This window comes from Polaromonas sp. YR568, assembly GCF_943372955.1.
In the GTDB taxonomy this organism is placed as follows: Bacteria; Pseudomonadota; Gammaproteobacteria; order Burkholderiales; family Burkholderiaceae_C; genus Polaromonas.
In genome coordinates this window covers 19,761-38,051 of the sequence record NZ_CALSAL010000006.1, presented here as the reverse complement: position 1 = coordinate 38,051, position 18,291 = coordinate 19,761, and the positions used below count along the sequence as shown (strand labels likewise).

The following is an 18,291-nucleotide window of genomic DNA, read 5'->3' as shown; positions in this document are numbered from 1 at the left end:
CGCAGGGCAGCCCCCTGTCAGTGCTGCACGAACTGCATTCGGGTTCCGGCCAGTTCGAGCATGTCGCCGTTCTTGAGCGATACCGGTTCGGGGCCGATGGGCGCGCCGTTGAGCGTCGGTTTGCCGGCGCCTTCCACATGGGCCACCACAAAGCCCTGTGGCCGCTTGGTGATGGCGGCGACCGCCACGCCAGGTTTGCCAATGGTGGTCACCACTTTCACAAGCGCCACCTCGCGCCCGGCGGCTGCGCCAGACATGACCTTGATCGCGCCGTTCATGCCCATGATCGGGTCGCTCGCGGCGGCGGCTGGTGCCGCAGCAGCCGGCGCCACCAACCCGCCGGAGCCGGCCTTGATGACCATGGTCTTGTCGAACCCGGCAGCGGCGTTCTCGCTGACGTACTTGATCTTGTATTTGCCGATTTCGACGGTGTCGTCGTGCTGCAGCAGCTGCTTCTTGACGGCCTTGCCGTTCACATAGGTGCCGTTGGTACTGTTGAGGTCTTCCAGGTGCACTTCATTGCCTGCCATCTGCAGCACGGCATGCTCACCACTGACGGCCAGGTTGTCGATCACGATGTCGTTGTAAGGCCGGCGGCCCAGGGAGGTCCTGTCCTTGGTCAGCTGCACTTCCTTGATCACGACACCGTCGATAGAGACGATCATTTTCGGCATGGCCGACTCCAGTCTGTTTTTAACAATTCCATCACCGCGTCATTTTCCCAGTATTCTGGAGAAGAACCCCCGCTTGCCCGCGTCTTCGCGTGCTTCGGCCAGCAGGACCGAAATATTATCGCGCCCTCCCGCCTGATTGGCGGCCACGATCATCTGGCGGGCCCGCTGCGCCAGGGTTCCCTCGCCCCGGAGTATGGCAGCTATGCCGTCATCAGGCACCATGTCGGACAAGCCGTCCGAGCACATCAGATACACATCACCGGTCTCCACCCGGTGCTCGTTGACTTCCACCATCACGGTGTCTTCGACCCCCAGTGCCCGGGTCACCAGGTTACGGTTCAGGGACGTCAGTGCCTGTTCCGGCGTGATCAGGCCGGCATCGATCTGCTCCTGCAGCAGGGAGTGGTCTTTGGTGATCTGCTCGAACACGCCGGCACGCAGACGGTAACAACGGGAGTCGCCGATGTGGCCCAGCGTCAGCCGCCCGTCCTGGAACGCGCCCACCACCAGCGTGGTGCCCATGCCAGCGTACTGCGGGTTGGAGTTGGCGGCATTGAAGATCGAGTGGTTGGCGTTCTCGACACAGATCTCGAGCGCCCGCCGCACCTCGCGGGAGTTCGCGTTGCGGCCCGCCTGGGCCAGCCAGCGGCCCATTTCCGACTTGATAAAAGCGACCGCCATACCGCTGGCGATCTCGCCTGCGTTGTAGCCACCCATGCCGTCGGCCAGGATGCACAGTCGGGTCAGGGAGTCGAATGCGACAGCGTCTTCGTTGTTGTCCCGCGTCAGGCCTGGGTCGGTTTCCGTGCAAATCTCGTAAATCATGTGTGCGGAGGTCAGTGTGGATCGGCCCCGGCGGCAGGCGCCTGGGTGGTGACGGTTCTCTCGAACGACGGGGTTTCTGCCGGGGTTGCGGCACCTGCAGCGCCGGGGGCGGCCGGTGCCGCGTGGACCGCGGATGCGCCGGACGGCGCCAGCGTAGCGATCACGGCCCGCAAGTCGGCGCCGAGCTGATCGCCGTCCTGGTAACGCTGTTCGGGCTTTTTGGTGAGGCACAGGGCCACGATCTGCGCCAGTGCGTCGGGAAGGTCCTTGCGGACGATGCGGATGTCGGGCGCCTCTTCATTGGCAATCTTGTACATCAACTCGGCCATCGAATCCCCCCGGAAGGGCAACACGCCGGTCAGCATCTGGTAGAGCATCACGCCCAGCGAATACAGGTCGGAGCGGCCATCGACCTTCTTGCCGGCAATCTGCTCCGGCGACATGAAGCTGGGCGTGCCCAGTACCAGACCGGTTTTGGTCTTGCTGGAGTCGGTGATGCGGGCGATGCCGAAGTCGGTGACCTTGACGGTGTCCGTGGACGGCTCGTACATGATGTTGGCCGGCTTGATGTCGCGGTGCACCACATTCTGCTTGTGGGCGTAGGCCAGCGCCTCGGCCACCCGGGCGACGATGGACAGGACCTGCGGCATCGGCAGCAGATGGCCGTCGCGGGTCACATCGGCGAGGTCCTTGCCCTTCAGGAACTCCATGGCGATGTAGGCCAGATCGTGCTCTTCGCCGGCATCAAAAATGGTGACGATGTTCTGGTGCTGCAGCCGGCCTGCGGTTTCGGCCTCGCGGAAGAAGCGCTCGCGAGCATCGTCCAGCTCCTCGCCTTCGAACTCCTGGCTCAGCGCCATGGTCTTGATGGCGACCACGCGGCCGATCTTGGGGTCTTTGCCCAGATACACCACGCCCATGGCGCCCTTGCCCAGTTCTTTTTCAACCTGGTAGCGGCCCAGCATGGGTTTTTCGACAGCGCCTCCGTCGAGCAGCAGCGTGCCACCCGGGTGGCTGCTGCCGCCGCCCAGAATCACCGTCTCGGACAGGTTCTTGGCCCGGTTCAGCTTGGATTGCAGGTCCTTGTGGTTCTTGTTGTAGGTGGCCATGTACTCGTACACGGCTTGCGCCTTGTTGAACTGACGCTTGCGCTCGAAGTCCAGCGCCAGGTTGTTCATGTTGTCCATCAGCGCATCGGTGAACGGCACGCGGCGGAAGCGGTCGAACGCCATGTCCAGCTGCCCCTGCCCCTGCAGCGCCAGCCCCATCATGCGATTGGTTTCGGCCGATTCCTCGTCGGATTTCTGCTTGCCCGCCTCAGTGACCAGGAAGCGTTTGGTGGTCAGCGCCAGATGCCCGATCACCAGCAGGGCGGCAGGGAACACCAGCTTGAGCCAGGTCGCCGCGGCCGAGAGCAGGCCGAACTCCAGCACAAGCAACCCCACAAAGAGACCCAGCGTGACGACCGCAGCCTTGCCGGCGGAAAGTCGCGGCAGACCGGCCACCAGATAACCCGCCACCAGCAAAAAGGCGCCGAGCATGGCCCAGACGCCCCAGCCCGGCTGCACGATGAAATGCTCGCTCAGGATGCTGGAGGTGATGTGCGCCATGGTTTCGGCTGGCGACAAACCCGCCCCGGCAGGCGTTGCGAACTGGGTGCCCACACCGGCCGCCGTGGCGCCAATGATCACGATCTTGTCGGCGTACTTGCTGGCCGGAATCTTGCCTGAAGCGACGTCGTAAAAGGAGTCCACCGCGAAGGCCGCACGCCCATCGTGGCCCCGGTAGAACTGCGGCAGCATCAGGGCGGCTTCGTCGGTGCGGACCACCTTCTTGCCGATCTGCACCGACTCGCCGGTGTTGAGCCGGATGTCGGCCGCGCCCAGATTCAGGCTGTGCGCCGCCGCCAGCAGGCTCATCGAGGGGATGGCCTTGCCGTAGTAGTTGATCAGCAGCGGCTCCTGGCGCACCGCGCCGTCGACGTCTGGCAGCTGGTTGAGGTGGGCCACGCCCGCAGCGGCCGAACCGATCAGCTCGATGGGTTGCTGGCCGCGAACGGCCGAGAGGGAGAAACCGGCCGTCTCGTCGACCGCGGTTTTCAGGGCGAAGGCGGGCAGCGGGCTGTCGGGCCGACCCTGGGGTTCACCCAAGGTGAAAACAGAAGGCACCAGCACATTGCCGGCAGCCTTCATGCTGCTGGCCAGTTTGGCATCGGTGTCCAGGGCCACCTCGGCATCGGCAATGACCTTGCCCAGCTGCTCGGCCAGCCCCCCCGGCGGGGGCGCGGTCAAATCGGGCGAAGCCGACACCGCTGCAGCGTCTGCGGATGATGCGGGCGCCGGGGCTGGCGAAGCCGGGGCCACGGGGCCAAGCGCCTCCTTGATCTTGCGGATGAACACCAGCCCACGGTCGGTCTGCGGCTCAAAAAAGAAGGCAGTGTGGACGATGGTCTTGGCCTTGGCGGCGGCCAGCTGGTCGATCAGCTGGGCATGTACGTCGCGCGGCCACGGCCAGCGGCCGATGTTGGCAATGCTCTGGTCGTCAATCGCGATGATGGCGATGCGATCAGACGGCTGGCGTGAGGTGCTGGTGCTCGCGAAGTCGTAATAGCGGCGTTCCAGCGTGCTGAAGAAATCGGTGGCGCCATGGAACACCAGAACGGCCAGCACCACCAGAAAGCCGACGAACCAGTCGGCCCGCCAGAACTGATTCCACTTTGCTGATGATTTGGCCACTTCCCGTCCCTTGTGCTGCTTGAACCGTGCGCAGCCCCCTCACCAGGAACCTGCGCTCAGCCATTCGAGCCGTTACCGACTGTTTCGAACTTCCCCCAGCACTGCCGAATGTTTCGGTCTTGTTACAAGCTGCTGGATTTCGGACGTTAACAGACGGGGTGCTGCCGGACAAGTGACTTTTGCACGGCCTTGGAGGGCGTGAAAGCTTGTGTTGCGAATATGTTCTGCGCCGCAGCCAGCGGCACAGCGCCGGGCCGGGCGCTGGGATGCGCACCGGCTCCGGTGCCTGACGGCCGATCCGGCCGTCAGCCCCGGTCAGGCCGGGGTGGAGCTTTTCTGGCGCATTTGCAGCGCCTTGGCAATCACCAGCACCAGCAAGGCACCGGCGGCGGCCGCCAGATAACCGCCATAGGCGAAAGCGGGCAGATAAGGCTTGATGGCCGGGTCGCTGTAAGCCATCTGGCCGGCGATCCAGCCCAGCAGCATCGCGCCGAGCGTGATGATGATCGGGAAACGCTCCATCAGCTTGAGCACGATCTGGCTGCCCCAGACGATGATGGGAATGCTCACCACCAGACCGAAGATGACCAGCGGCAGCTGATGCTGCTGCCCTGCACCCTGGGCGGCACCGGCAATCGCCAGCACGTTGTCGACGCTCATCACGAGGTCGGCGACGATGACCGTCTTCACGGCGCCCCAGAGCTTATCGCTGGGGCTGATGTTGTGGTCGCCCTCGTCCTCGGGAATCATCAGCTTGACACCAATCCAGAGCAGCAGGATGGCACCCACGATCTTGAGGTACGGGACGGACAGCAGTGCCAGCGCAAAGGCAATCAGGATCACCCGGAGAACGATGGCGCCAGCGGTACCGTAAATGATGCCCAGCCGGCGCTGTTTGGGGGGCAGGTTCCGGCATGCCAGTGCGATCACCACCGCGTTGTCGCCACCCAGCAGGATGTCGATCATGATGATCTGACCAACGGCAAGCCAGAAGCTTGCGGTCATAAACTCTTCCATGGGAACCTCTCGAAAAAATCAAAAAACCGATTGTCGGTGAAGACAATCGGCCTGTCTGTTGTGGCTAACCGCAACCGGCGGTCGGCGGAAGGGCTTATTTCAGCAGCGCTTTGAGCAGTTTGCCCATTTCGGACGGGTTGCGCGTCACGGTAAACCCGCAGGCTTCCATGATGGCCAGTTTGGCGTCGGCCGTGTCGGCACCGCCGGAGATCAGCGCACCGGCATGGCCCATGCGCTTGCCAGCCGGGGCGGTCACGCCGGCGATGAAGCCAACGATGGGCTTCTTCATGTTGGCCTTGCACCACTGGGCGGCTTCTGCCTCGTCCGGGCCACCGATTTCGCCAATCATGATGACGGCGTCGGTGTCGGGGTCGTCGTTGAAGGCCTTCATCACGTCGATGTGCTTGAGACCATTAATCGGGTCGCCACCGATACCGACGGCGCTGGACTGGCCCAAGCCGATTTCGGTCAGTTGCGCCACGGCTTCATAGGTGAGCGTGCCAGAGCGCGACACCACGCCAATGCGGCCCTTGCGGTGGATGTGGCCGGGCATGATGCCGATCTTGATTTCTTCCGGCGTGATCAGGCCGGGGCAGTTAGGGCCGAGCAGCAGGGTTTTCTTGCCACCGGCGGCTTCCTTGGCCTTCATGCGGTTGCGCACTTCCAGCATGTCCTTGACGGGAATGCCTTCGGTGATGCAGATCGCCAGGTCGAGGTCGGCCTCGACGGCTTCCCAGATCGCGGCGGCAGCGCCTGCGGGTGGAACATAGATGACGGACACCGTTGCGCCGGTGGCCTTGGCGGCCTCGGTCACGTTGGCGTAAATCGGGATGCCTTCGAAGTCTTCGCCGGCTTTCTTGGGGTTCACGCCGGCCACAAAGGCGTTCTTGCCGTTGGCGTAATCACGGCACATGCGGGTGTGGAACTGACCCGTCTTGCCGGTGATGCCCTGGGTGATGACTTTGGTGTTTTTGTTGATGTAGATGGACATGCTGTGTTCTCCTGGGCTTACTTGACGGCAGCCACGATTTTGGTCGCGGCTTCGGCCATGGTGTCTGCGGCGATGATGGGCAGACCGGAGTCGGCCAGCATCTTCTTGCCCAGGTCTTCGTTGGTGCCCTTCATGCGCACCACCAGCGGCACGGACAGGTTCACTGCGCGGCAGGCGGTGATCACGCCTTCGGCAATGGTGTCGCACTTCATGATGCCGCCAAAGATGTTGACCAGAATGCCCTTGACGGAGGGATTCTTCAACATGATCTTGAAGGCTTCGGTCACCTTCTCGGCAGTGGCGCCACCGCCCACGTCCAGGAAGTTGGCCGGCTCGCCGCCGAACAGTTTGATGGTGTCCATGGTGGCCATGGCCAGACCGGCGCCGTTCACCAGGCAGCCGATGTTGCCATCGAGGCTGATGTAGGCCAGATCGAACTTGCTGGCTTCCACTTCGGCCGGGTCTTCCTCGTCCAGATCGCGGTAGGCCACGATTTCGGGGTGACGGAACAGCGCGTTCGGGTCAAAGTTGAACTTGGCGTCCAGCGCCATGACATTGCCCTTGCTGTCGCGGTTCAGGGGGTTGATTTCCACCAGCGATGCGTCGGTGTCCATGTAGCACTTGTAGAGCTTCTTGAACACATCGGTGGCCTGGGCCAGCGAGTCGGCCGGCATGCCGATGCCGTCGGCAATTTCCTTGGCCTGCGCGTCCGTCATGCCGACCAGCGGATCGACAAACACCTTGATGATCTTCTCGGGGTGAGAGTGGGCCACCTCTTCGATGTCCATGCCGCCTTCGCTGGAGGCAATGAAGGCCACCTTCTGGGACTCACGGTCGGTCACGGCCGAGACGTAATATTCCTTCTGGATGTCGGCACCGTCTTCAATATAGAGGCGACGGACTTTCTGGCCTTCCGGGCCGGTCTGGTGGGTCTTGAGCTGCATGCCCAGGATTTCACCGGCAATGCGCTTGACGTCGTCGATGGTTTTGGCCACCTTCACGCCGCCGCCCTTGCCACGGCCACCGGCGTGGATTTGCGCCTTCACGACCCACACCGGGCCACCGAGCTTCTGGGCGGCTTCGACCGCTTCCTGCACCGTGAAAGCCGAAATGCCGCGCGGCACAGGCACACCAAAATTGCGCAAGATTTCCTTGCCCTGGTACTCGTGAATTTTCATGGGGGACCTTCAGAATTCAGTAGAAAAGGGGGTGCAACAGGGGATTCGGGCGAGGAAATGAGGTGTCGGAAACAGGCCACACCAGCCCAAAAAACCACGTCAGCGGTCACTGCAGGCAGCAACGCAGAACTGTATCATGGTGCGACGCACAATCCTTGTGCGCGGCTGACGCCGGTTTTGAGGCCCCAAAAGCAGCCTCCGGACGCCTGTTAAGGCGCCGCCGGCTCCCCCGGCAGCCCGCTCAACGTCCCGTTTTTCCTGTCATTTCCCCTGTTGTTTTCCCCTGTATTGAAAGTGCTGGATGGCCAAAGTATTCATTGATGGCGAGGCGGGCACCACCGGCCTGCAGATCCGCGAGCGGCTGCAGGCGATGCCGCAGATCGAGCTGGTCAGCATCGCACCGGAACTGCGCAAGGACCCCGCCGCCAAGCGAGACCTGATGGCGCAGGTGGACCTGGTCATTCTTTGTCTGCACGACGACGCGGCCCGCGAGTCGGTGGCCATGATCGACAGCCTGCCGGGCAAAAAACCCAAGATCATTGACGCATCCACCGCGCACCGCACGGTGCCCGGCTGGGTCTACGGCTTTCCGGAACTGACCCGCAGCCAGCGCGACGCCGTGGCGTCGGCAGAGCGGGTGGGCAACCCGGGCTGCTATGCGACGGGGGCGATTGCGCTGATTCGTCCGCTGGTCGACGCCGGCCTGCTGCCACCCGATTTCCCGTTGAGCCTGCCGTCGGTGAGTGGTTACTCCGGCGGTGGCCGCCAGATGATTGAGGCTTACGAGGCCGGTACGGCGCCGCTGTTTGAAATCTACGGCCTGGCGCTGGAACACAAGCACCTGCCGGAAATCATGAAATACACCGGCCTGACCCGCCGGCCGGTGTTCATTCCGTCAGTTGGCAACTTCGAGCAGGGCATGCTGGTGCAATTGCCGCTGCACCTTGATCTGCTGCCGGGCAAACCGACAACAGCGGAAATTCAGGCCGCACTCAGCGCGCACTACGCCGGCAGCGAATGGGTGACCGTGGAAGACGCACCGGCCACTGGCAAGCTCGACGCACTGGCACTGAATGACACGAACAAGATGGAGCTGCGGGTCTTCGGCAACGAAACCCATCGCCATGCGGTGTTGATTGCGCGTCTGGACAATCTGGGCAAAGGTGCTTCTGGCGCAGCGGTGCAGAACCTGAAGCTGATGTTGAAGGTGTAGCCCCCACGGTCGTTCGCTTCGCGTAACTCCCTGGACATGCCCATGCCTGAGGCATGGGCCCTTCCTCCCGTCCAAACCTGCGCAGGCAGGTTTGGAGCCACGGTCGTCAGCCCCGAGGGGGCCGCCCGCCTGCGGCCCGGCGGAGCCGGTTCCGCGGCTCAGCTGGTGGAATACCAGTCTGCATCAATCGTCGTCGCTGGACGACACCACGCGCCGGATCACGTCGCCGCTGAAACCCCTCGCCGCCAGAAATCGCATCTGCTTGGCACGGCCGGCAGCATCGGGGGCGGGCTCTCCGAACTTGCGGCGCCAGATGTCGCGGGCACGCTCCAGTTCGGTGGACTTCAGGGCGTCCATGGCGTCGGCCACGCGTTCGGTGTCCAACCCCTTGTTCAGCAGCTCGTGGCGAATGCGCGAAGCGCCGAAGCGCCCGGCGCGCCGGTGGATGACGGATTCGACCACCCGCGCTTCACTGATGAAATCCTTGGCCTGCAGGTCGTCAAGCACCTGAGCGAGCTGGCCGGGTGTCTCTTCAAACGGTGCCAGCTTGCGCTCCAGCTCGCTGCGCGAATGCTCGCGTGCCGCGAGGTAGCGCAAGGCGCGGCCCTTGAGTGACAGCGCAAAGCCCGCACGGGCGGCGGGCTTGCGCGGGGCATCAGCGCTGGTCTCAGGGGGCGAGGCGTCGGAGGAGGTCATGGCTCAAACGCGCTCAGCTCAACACAGATCAGGCCGCAACTTTGGCGGGCTTCTCAGCCTTTTCAGCTTTCGGGGCTTTCTCGGCTGGTGCCGCGTCCACGCTGCCTGCCACCTGCACCGGTGGAATGCCCAGCGACTCGCGTACCTTGTTCTCGATCTCGATGGCGAGCTCGGGGTTCTCCTTGAGGAACTCGCGGGCGTTGTCACGGCCCTGACCAATCTTTTCGCCGTTGAATGCGTACCAGGCACCGGCTTTCTCGACGATATGGCCCGCCACACCCAGGTCCAGCACCTCACCCAGCCGGCTGATGCCCTCGCCGTAAAGAATGTCGAACTCCGCCGTCTTGAACGGTGAGGCCACCTTGTTCTTGACCACCTTGACGCGGGTTTCGTTGCCGATGACGTCTTCGCCCTTCTTGATGGAGCCGATGCGGCGGATGTCCAGCCGCACCGAGGCGTAGAACTTCAGCGCATTGCCGCCGGTGGTGGTTTCGGGCGAGCCGAACATCACGCCAATCTTCATGCGGATCTGGTTGATGAAAATGACCATGCAGTTGGCCTTCTTGATGGTGGCGGTGAGCTTGCGCAGCGCCTGGCTCATCAAACGGGCCTGCAGGCCGGGCAGCGAGTCGCCCATTTCGCCTTCGAGTTCGGCCTTGGGCGTCAGCGCCGCCACCGAGTCGACCACGATCAGGTCAACCGCGCCGGAGCGGGTCAGTGAATCGACAATTTCCAGCGCCTGCTCGCCGGTGTCGGGCTGGCTGATCAGCAGGTCCTGCAGGTTCACGCCCAGCTTTTGCGCGTACTGGATGTCCAGCGCGTGCTCGGCGTCGACAAAGGCGCAGGTGCCGCCCAGCTTTTGCATCTCGGCAATGACCTGCAGCGTCAGCGTGGTCTTGCCCGATGACTCCGGACCGTAAATTTCAACCACCCGGCCGCGCGGCAGACCGCCAACGCCCAGGGCAATGTCCAGACCCAGCGAACCGGTGGAGACGACCTGGATGTCCTCGATCACCTCGCCATCACCCAGCTTCATGATGGTGCCTTTGCCAAACTGCTTCTCGATCTGGGCCAGAGCCGCTTGCAGCGCCTTGGCCTTTTCACTGTTCAGGGCGGCGGTTTGCACAGGGTGCTGGGCGGGGTTCAGTTTGCTGGTCAGTTCCATGAAAAACTCCTTGAAAATCAACGATTTGAAACAGTTGTGGTTACTTCTTCTGGTTCTCCAGCCATCTGCTTTTAATCACAGCGCTGGATACATGACCAGTACTTTATGAGCAGGGTATAAATAAGTAAACCCTGTTTTTAGTCAGTTTGCCTGACTAATTAGCCGTCGATCAGCTAGCATGACGGGCATGCAGGAAATGAACGCTCAAGCCATGTCCAACCGCTTCGGGCCGGCGGAGCCGGGCTGGCGGCTGACGCACCTAGGCCGGCGCATGGGCCACGCGCTGCGACGCTTCGACGAACGTGTGCTGGCGCTGATGGCCAGCAACGTGGAAGTGCCGCTGGCGCTGTCGAACCTGGCTGCGCGCGACCAGGTGGGCGCTGCGCACATCCACATCACACGGCATCTGGCCGTGAATGGCTCGCGGCTGACCGATCTGGCGCACAGCGCCGGCATGAGCAAGCAGGCCATGGGCGACCTGGTGGACCAGTGCGAAGCCTGGGGCCTGGTGACGCGCGAGCCGGACCCGCACGACCGGCGTGCGCGCCGGGTGGTCTTCACCGAATCGGGTCTGCAGTGGCTGGAGGCTTTCAGGCGCGCGGTGCTACAGGCCGAAGAAGAGTTCCGGCAGGCCGTTGGCACCGATGTGGCCACCGTGGTCGCGCTGGGGCTGGAGGCTTACGCCACGGAGTGATGCGCATCAGGCGGTCAGAGCGTAAAGACCTCAAGCAAAGACCCGAAGTAAACACTCGGAGCAAAGGCCTAGAATTTGACGGACAAGCAATACCGTGTTCCTGCTAGGGCCTATTAGCGCTATTTTTGCGAGATGCGTTAACAGACCCCAACCCGCAGCGAACCGATCTCTGGAGACAGCCATGCGTATTCTGATTGCCGAAGACGACCAGGTTCTGGCCGATGGCCTGCTGCGCACGCTGCGCGCCTCGGGCGCCGCCGCCGACCATGTCTCCAGCGGCACCGAAGCCGATGCCGCCCTGCTGACCAACACCGAGTTCGATTTGCTCATCCTCGACCTGGGCCTGCCGCGCATGCACGGGCTGGAAGTGCTCAAGCGCCTGCGCGCACGTGGTTCGGCCATGCCGGTGCTGATCCTGACCGCTGCCGACAGCGTGGAAGAACGCGTCAAAGGTCTCGACTACGGCGCCGACGACTACATGGCCAAGCCCTTCTCGCTGCAGGAACTCGAAGCCCGCGTGCGCGCACTGATCCGCCGCGGCATGGGCGGCGCCAGCAGCACCATCAAGCACGGCCCGCTGGTGTACGACCAGGCCGGCCGCGTGGCCACCATCGACGGCCAGATGCTGGAGCTGTCTGCGCGCGAGCTGGGCCTGCTCGAAGTGCTGCTGCAGCGCGCCGGCCGCCTGGTCAGCAAGGATCAGCTGGTCGAGCGCCTGTGCGAGTGGGGCGAGGAAGTCAGCAACAACGCCATCGAGGTGTACATCCACCGACTGCGCAAGAAGATTGAGAAAGGTCCGATTCGCATCGCCACAGTGCGCGGCCTGGGTTACTGCCTTGAGAAGATCCCTGGATAGCAGATATGGCCCCCACGCTTTTCACTGCGTGTAATGCGCTGCCCCCCGAGGGGGCGCATTTTTCCTTGGGGCGGCCCGGCGGAAAAACTTGGCCCCCACGCTTGCTCACTGCGTGTAGCGCCCTGCCCCCCGAGGGGGTCGCCCCGCCTGCTGCCCGGCGAAGCCGGTTCCACGGCTCCTGCTGGCATGAAGAGAACGCCCAGCGGATGAACGTCCGCCCAGCACCTTGATCTGTGGCTCTTAGACTTTTCCAACGCGAGCGCAGGAGCCTCTTCGGCGAGATCCTCGACTGGATGCTCACGCCGCTGTTGCTGCTGTGGCCAATCAGCCTCGCGCTGACCTGGCTGGTGGCGCAGAACATTGCCGGCAAACCGTTTGACCGCGCGCTGGAATACAACGTGCAGGCGCTGGCCAAGCTGGTGGTGGTGAAGAACAACCAGGTGCAGTTCAACCTGACTGCGCCAGCCCGCGAGATCCTGCGCGCCGACGACACCGACCTGGTCTATTACCAAGTGATTGGCACGCGCGGCGAGTTCCTCAGCGGCGAGCTGGACCTGCCGTTGCCGCCCAACGAAGACAAGCCGGTCAACGGCGAGGTGCGCTTGCGCGAAGACACGATCCAGGGCGAGGAAGTGCGCGTGGCCTACACCTGGCTGAAGGTCGATCTCCCGGCAGAAGCCCAAGGCGACACCAAGTCCGGATCACCCACCGTGCTGGTGCAGGTGGCCGAAACGCTGGAAAAGCGCAAGACGCTGGCCACCGAAATCGTCAAGGGCACGATGGTGCCCCAGTTCGTCACGCTGCCGCTGGCGGTGCTGCTGGTGTGGCTGGCGCTGGTGCGGGGCATCAAGCCACTGGCGCAGCTGGAAAAGCGCATCCGCGCGCGCAAGTCAGACGACATGAGCCCGCTGGACGAAGCCGCGGTGCCGGAAGAAGTCGCGCCGCTGGTGTCGTCCATCAACGACCTGCTCAGCCGCCTGAAGGTGTCGCTCACCACGCAAAAGCGCTTTCTGGCCGACGCCGCCCACCAGCTCAAGACACCGCTGGCAGGCCTGCGCATGCAGGCCGATCTGGCGCAGCGTGAAACCGATGCCGATGAACTGAAAAAATCGCTCAAGCACATCGGCCGCGCCAGCGTGCGGGCAACGCACACCGTCAACCAGTTGCTGGCACTCGCGCGCGCAGAAACCACTGGCCGCAGCCTGGCCAAGCAGCGGGTGGACCTGGTGCATGTGGCCTCGGAAGTGATGGCCGACTCGGTGCCGCGCGCGCTGGAAAAAAAGATCGATCTCGGCTACGACGGCCCGGAGGCGGGCGAGCAGGCCATGCAGCTCGACGGCAACGCCACACTGCTCAAGGAGCTGGTGCGCAACCTGCTCGACAACGCGATCAACTACACCCCGGAGAACGGACAAGTCACGCTGCGCATGATGACCGACCGCTTCAGCGGCGTGCTGGTGCTGATGGTCGAAGACTCGGGGCCCGGCATTGTCGAATCCGAACGCGAGCTGGTGTTCCAGCCCTTCTACCGCGCACTGGGCACCAACGTCGATGGCTCAGGCCTCGGGCTGGCCATCGTGCTGGAAATCGCCAAGCAGCATGGCGCCACTGTCACCATTGAAGATGCCGGTCTGGCCGGTCACGCACAAACCCCTGGGACCCGGGTGACGGTGCGCTTCGTCGGCATCCCGGAGGCCTCACCGGCATGATGCTGGCCCGCTCCGTGCGTGCTGCTCTTGTCAGCTCCTGCCAGCTTTTGCCGAACCCAAAGGAAGACTCATGACCGCCACCCATCGCCTGAAGATTGGTTTGTCCGCCTGTTTCTCGCATGCCGATCCGACACGCTCTTTCTTCACCGGCAAGACTCTTCAGTACGTCGAGCAGTCGATTGCCCACTGGCTGATGTCGTCCGGCGCGATGGTGGTGATGGTGCCCTGCCCCACTGGCAGCACACAACGTGGCGACGTCGCGTACGAGCACTACGCCGAGTGGCTGGATGGCCTGGTGCTGCACGGCGGCGCCGATGTCTGGCCCGGCAGCTATGGCGAAACACCGCTGGAGGAGCAGTGGTCGGGCGACCGCGTGCGCGATGAGTACGACATGGCGCTGGTGAAGGCCTTCGAATCGGTGGGCAAGCCCATCTTCGGTGTCTGCCGCGGCCTGCAGCTGCTCAACGTCGCCTTCGGCGGCACGCTCTATCAGGACATCAACACCCAGGTGCCTGAGTCGTTCGTCCACCGCGACGCCACCACCTATGACCAGAACTTCCACAGCGTCAACATCGTGCCAGGCTCACACCTGTCCACGCTGTACCCCGGTGTCGAACGGGTGCGCGTCAACAGCATTCACCACCAGGGCATCAAGCAGCTCGCGCCCGAGTTCGAGGTGGAGGCGATCAGCGTCGACGACGGCATTGTCGAAGCCATCCGCCGCAAGGACCGCAGCAAGAGCTACATCGCCGCCACCCAGTGGCACCCCGAGTTTCACGAGCAGGGCGCCAACACCATTGATGACGCCGCGCTGCTCGAAGACTTTCTGGCCGCTGCCGCCGCAGCGAAGGCCATGCAGCCTGCGCGATGACGCGCAGCACTGCCGGTGAGTCCGGCTGACCGCCGTAACCACTCAAGCCAGGTGCTTGCCCACAATCCCGGCGAGTTCAAACATCGTCACCTGCGGCTTGCCGAAGACCGGCAGCAGCTTCGCGTCAGCGTTGATGGCGCGCTTGTTGGCGGCGTCCTGCAGGCCCTCGGCCTTGATGTAGTCCCACAGCTTCTTGATGACCTGGGTGCGTGCCACCGGCTCGGCGCCAATCACCGCGGCCAGTGCGCTGCTCGGCGTGAGGCCGGCGCCCGGCTTGGCCACGCGGGCCACTTTCGGTTTGGCGGCTTTCGCGGCGGGTGTCTTTTTGGCAGCGACTTTCTTGACCGCCGCCTTCTTCGCTGCTGGTGCGCCTGCCGTCTTCACAGCCACTGTCTTGCCAAACGGGGTTTTCACCGTGCCGGTTTTGGCTGCAGCCGGTTTGCGCGGCGGGAACTTGGACGGCGCGAACTCGAAGTTGACCTTGCCTGCTTCTGCGTCCCAGGCCAGCATGGCCTTGAAGGGGCGGCGGGTGCGCATGGAGACAAACTTGTCCAGCATGTCGGTCTTGCCGGTTTCCAGCAGCTTGTGCATCTGCTCGCGCTCCACCGGCTGCTGCAGGATCACCTGGCCGGTCTTGAAGTCGCAGGTGGGCGTGGGCTGCGCATGCGTGGGCACTGATTTTTCGCAGACGTAGTTCTTGCCGAACTCGAACACGCGCGAGGCGCATTTCGGGCAGGGGCCAAGCGACTGCTGCGCGCTGAAATCGACGATCTCACCGGTCTCGGCGTTCTTGTCATCGCCAAAGTCGAACTCCAGCTTGTAGTTCTTCGTCTCTTCATCAAACTTGATCACCATCTCGGCGGTGAAGGGCCAGCCCGCCTTGGAGCGGAAACCATCGAGCGGGCCGATCTTGCGGTCGCGCAGGAACTGCTCGACCTCGGCCAGCTCGAAGGTGCGGCCGGCCGGCGTCTTGCCGAAGGAGAAGCCGCAGCCGTCGTCACCACTCTTGCCGGTGCAGGTGTAGCGGCGGTAGTTTTCCTTGATGACGCCGCCGCAGTTCGGGCAGGGCGTCTGAAGGGTGGCGTAGTCGCCGGGAATGGTGTCCTTGTCGTAGCCCTTGGCCTTGTTGACGAGGTTCTCCGTCATCGCGGCAATCTCGGCCATGAAGGTTTCGCGGCTGAGCTGGCCGTGCTCCATCTGCGCCAGCTTGTGCTCCCACTCGCCGGTGAGCTCGGCCTTGGAGAGTTCCTCGACGCCCAGCCCGCGCAGCAGTGTCATCAGCTGGAAGGCCTTGGCGGTGGGAATCAGTTCACGGCCCTCGCGCAGCATGTACTTCTCGGCGATCAGGCCCTCGATGGTGGCGGCGCGGGTGGCGGGCGTACCCAGACCTTTTTCCTGCATCGCTTCGCGCAGCTCGTCGTCGTCGATCGTCTTGCCGGCGCCTTCCATCGCGCCGAGCAGGGTCGCCTCAGAGAAGCGGGCCGGCGGACGGGTCTTCAGGCCTTTGGCCTCCACCACTTCAGCGCGCACCATCTCGCCTGGCTTGACAGGCACCAGGTTCTGGCCCTTGTCGCCGTCCTTGGCGTCGGCCACTTCGTCGGCAGCTTCCTTGCCGTAGATTGCGAGCCAGCCCGGCTTGACCAGCACCTTGCCTTCGGTCTTGAAGCTGTGGCCCACCGCCTGCGAAATGCGCGTGGTGACCAGGTATTCGGCGCTCGGGAAAAACACCGCCATGAAGCGGCGCACCACCAGGTCATAGAGCTTCTGTTCCGCGTCGCTCAGCCCGCTGGGCGCCTGCAGCGTGGGGATGATGGCAAAGTGATCGCTCACCTTGGCGTTGTCGAAGATGCGCTTGCTGGGCTTGATGTAGTTGCCGTTCAGGGCCGTCAGCGCAAACGGCGCGAGGTGCTTCATGCCGCTGTCGGCCAGCATCTCAAAGGTTTTCTTCACCACCGGCAGATAGTCTTCGGGCAGCGCGCGCGAATCGGTTCGCGGGTAGGTCAATGCCTTGTGGCGCTCGTACAGGCTTTGCGCAATCGACAGCGTGGTCTTGGCCGAAAAGCCGAACTTGCCGTTGGCCTCGCGCTGCAAAGACGTCAAGTCAAACAACAAGCCGGCCGCCTGCGTGGTGGGCTTGCTTTCTTCCGTGACGGTGGCGGCCTTGCCGCGCACCGCTTCGGCAATCGCCAGCGCCTCGCGCTCGGACCAGACGCGGTCGGCCTTCAGCTCGGCATCGGGTTCGGTGTTGTCAGCGTTGGCGGCGGCTTTCTTCCACTTCGGGTCAAACCACTTGGCCGGGTACTCACCGGCTTCGGCGAGGAAAGAAGCGTGGATTTCCCAGTAATCGCGACTGACGAACTTGCGGATTTTTTCCTCGCGCTCCACGACGACAGACAACGTGGGCGTCTGCACGCGGCCGACGGTGGTCAGGAAGAAACCGCCATCGCGCGAGTTGAAGGCTGTCATGGCGCGGGTGCCATTGATGCCGACCATCCAGTCGGCTTCAGAGCGCGAGCGCGCCGCATCAGCCAGGCCCTGCATCTGCTTCTCGCTGCGCAGGCTTTCGAAGCCGTCGCGGATGGCAGCAGGCGTCATCGACTGCAGCCACAGGCGTTTGACCGGGTGTTTGCTCTTGGCGTATTGCTGGATCAGGCGGAAGATCAGCTCGCCCTCGCGGCCCGCGTCGCAGGCGTTGACGAGCGCACCCACGTCCTTGCGCTTGGTCAGCTTGACGATGGCGTTGAGCCGCGTCTTCGTCTTGTCCATGGGCTTCAGGTCAAAGTAGGGCGGAATCACCGGCAGGTTGGCAAAGCTCCATTTGCCGCGCTTGACGTCGAACTCCTCCGGCGCCTGGATCTCCACCAGATGGCCCACCGCTGAAGTGACCAGCCACTCATCGCTCTCAAAGTACTCGTCGTGCTTCTCAAATTTGCCTGCGGTGGGCGTGATGGCCCGCACGATGTCCTGGGCCACCGAGGGCTTTTCCGCAATCACCAGCGTTTTCGTCTTCATAAGTACTTCTTCAAACCTTCAATGTCTTCAGGGAACATTTCCCCGCTTTCGGCGAACACGACTTTGCCGTCGCGCCCGCGAACCACCACCACCGGCAGACCGGCCGGCTTGGGGAGCAATTTCGCGGCCTCGGGGGTCAGCATCCCGGCGGGAAAGCTGTAGCCCTTGGCCTTCATGTAGTTGGCAGCCGCAGCCGGCTGCTTGTCGATCGACAGGGCCAGCACGTGCAGGCCACGGGCCTTCTGGGCTTGCCACAGCGCTTCTATATGAGGCGACTGCACGGCACAAAAAGGGCACCAGCTGGCCCACCAGTACACCACAAGCACTTTTCCCTCGGCCTCGCGCGGCGTCCACATGCGGCCGTCGAGCAAGGCCAGCGAGGGCAAACGCAGCGCGCTGCCCACCGCCGGAAGCGGCGCGCCCTCACCCTTGGCCCACACGCGCTGCGCTCCACCGCCCAGTGCCGGCAAGGCGAGGGCAGCGAGACTTCGGACCAGACTTCCGAGCGTTTCCCGGCGGTTGAACAAAGGTGAACTCCTGTGATGGCGGCAGGCGCCTCATACAATAGCGGCTCTCGCGCACATACGCGCGCGGGTGCGCGGGCGCACATGCACGCACGCGCACCTGCATGAATTAACCATACCAAAAAAATACG

Annotated in this window: 15 protein-coding genes; 5 read left to right on the top strand and 10 right to left on the bottom strand. The window is 63.5% G+C overall.

The window, feature by feature from the left end:
- Window positions 1-17: 17 nt before the first annotated feature.
- From AAG793_RS14060 to sucC, 6 genes are all read right to left on the bottom strand, one after another.
- Window positions 18-674, bottom strand: a complete 657-nt coding sequence (locus tag AAG793_RS14060) for an FHA domain-containing protein (protein WP_341909210.1) — start codon at window positions 672-674, stop codon at window positions 18-20.
- A gap of 39 nt (window positions 675-713) precedes the next feature.
- A complete protein-coding gene (locus AAG793_RS14055) occupies window positions 714-1,499 on the bottom strand; it encodes a Stp1/IreP family PP2C-type Ser/Thr phosphatase (RefSeq protein ID WP_341909208.1) in 786 nt (261 codons plus the stop codon).
- An 11-nt stretch (window positions 1,500-1,510) separates the two neighbouring features.
- Window positions 1,511-4,234 (bottom strand): serine/threonine-protein kinase, encoded by a 2,724-nt coding sequence (locus AAG793_RS14050; protein ID WP_341909206.1) that lies wholly within the window; start codon window positions 4,232-4,234, stop codon window positions 1,511-1,513.
- A gap of 315 nt (window positions 4,235-4,549) precedes the next feature.
- Window positions 4,550-5,251, bottom strand: a complete 702-nt coding sequence (locus tag AAG793_RS14045; RefSeq protein WP_341909204.1) for a TerC family protein — start codon at window positions 5,249-5,251, stop codon at window positions 4,550-4,552.
- Between the two features lie 94 nt (window positions 5,252-5,345).
- Window positions 5,346-6,242: a succinate--CoA ligase subunit alpha gene (gene sucD / locus AAG793_RS14040; RefSeq protein WP_341909202.1), complete on the bottom strand. Its 897-nt coding sequence runs from the start codon at window positions 6,240-6,242 to the stop codon at window positions 5,346-5,348.
- A 17-nt stretch (window positions 6,243-6,259) separates the two neighbouring features.
- On the bottom strand, window positions 6,260-7,420 hold the full coding sequence (gene sucC / locus AAG793_RS14035; RefSeq protein ID WP_341909199.1) for an ADP-forming succinate--CoA ligase subunit beta: 1,161 nt from the start codon (window positions 7,418-7,420) through the stop codon (window positions 6,260-6,262).
- Between the two features lie 301 nt (window positions 7,421-7,721).
- On the opposite strand from sucC, the gene argC reads away from it, so the two are divergent.
- The gene (gene argC / locus AAG793_RS14030; protein ID WP_341909197.1) at window positions 7,722-8,633 is read left to right on the top strand and encodes an N-acetyl-gamma-glutamyl-phosphate reductase; all 912 of its coding nucleotides are present in this window, start codon (window positions 7,722-7,724) and stop codon (window positions 8,631-8,633) included.
- 183 nt (window positions 8,634-8,816) lie between these two features.
- On the opposite strand, the gene recX is transcribed toward argC, so the two are convergent.
- Both recX and recA read right to left on the bottom strand, forming a co-directional pair.
- Window positions 8,817-9,329 (bottom strand): recombination regulator RecX, encoded by a 513-nt coding sequence (recX, locus tag AAG793_RS14025; protein ID WP_341909195.1) that lies wholly within the window; start codon window positions 9,327-9,329, stop codon window positions 8,817-8,819.
- Between the two features lie 28 nt (window positions 9,330-9,357).
- Window positions 9,358-10,494, bottom strand: a complete 1,137-nt coding sequence (recA, locus tag AAG793_RS14020; RefSeq protein ID WP_341909193.1) for a recombinase RecA — start codon at window positions 10,492-10,494, stop codon at window positions 9,358-9,360.
- 187 nt (window positions 10,495-10,681) lie between these two features.
- Here recA and AAG793_RS14015 point away from each other — a divergent pair, with 187 nt between their 5' ends.
- From AAG793_RS14015 to AAG793_RS14000, 4 genes are all read left to right on the top strand, one after another.
- A complete protein-coding gene (locus tag AAG793_RS14015; RefSeq protein WP_341909323.1) occupies window positions 10,682-11,188 on the top strand; it encodes a MarR family transcriptional regulator in 507 nt (168 codons plus the stop codon).
- Window positions 11,189-11,369: 181 nt separating this feature from the next.
- Window positions 11,370-12,044, top strand: a complete 675-nt coding sequence (locus AAG793_RS14010) for a response regulator transcription factor (RefSeq protein WP_341909191.1) — start codon at window positions 11,370-11,372, stop codon at window positions 12,042-12,044.
- A gap of 293 nt (window positions 12,045-12,337) precedes the next feature.
- The gene (locus AAG793_RS14005; RefSeq protein WP_341909321.1) at window positions 12,338-13,753 is read left to right on the top strand and encodes a sensor histidine kinase N-terminal domain-containing protein; all 1,416 of its coding nucleotides are present in this window, start codon (window positions 12,338-12,340) and stop codon (window positions 13,751-13,753) included.
- A 70-nt stretch (window positions 13,754-13,823) separates the two neighbouring features.
- Complete coding sequence (locus tag AAG793_RS14000) at window positions 13,824-14,624, top strand: type 1 glutamine amidotransferase (protein ID WP_341909190.1); 801 nt, start codon at window positions 13,824-13,826, stop codon at window positions 14,622-14,624.
- A gap of 42 nt (window positions 14,625-14,666) precedes the next feature.
- Here the strand turns inward: AAG793_RS14000 and AAG793_RS13995 are convergent, their stop codons facing one another.
- Complete coding sequence (locus AAG793_RS13995; RefSeq protein WP_341909188.1) at window positions 14,667-17,636, bottom strand: DNA topoisomerase III; 2,970 nt, start codon at window positions 17,634-17,636, stop codon at window positions 14,667-14,669.
- Window positions 17,633-18,163 carry a TlpA disulfide reductase family protein gene (locus AAG793_RS13990; protein WP_341909185.1) on the bottom strand — a complete coding sequence of 177 codons (531 nt, stop codon included), beginning with the start codon at window positions 18,161-18,163 and terminating at the stop codon, window positions 17,633-17,635. The genes AAG793_RS13995 and AAG793_RS13990 overlap by 4 nt, the downstream gene beginning before the upstream one ends.
- Between the last annotated feature and the right edge of the window lie 128 nt (window positions 18,164-18,291).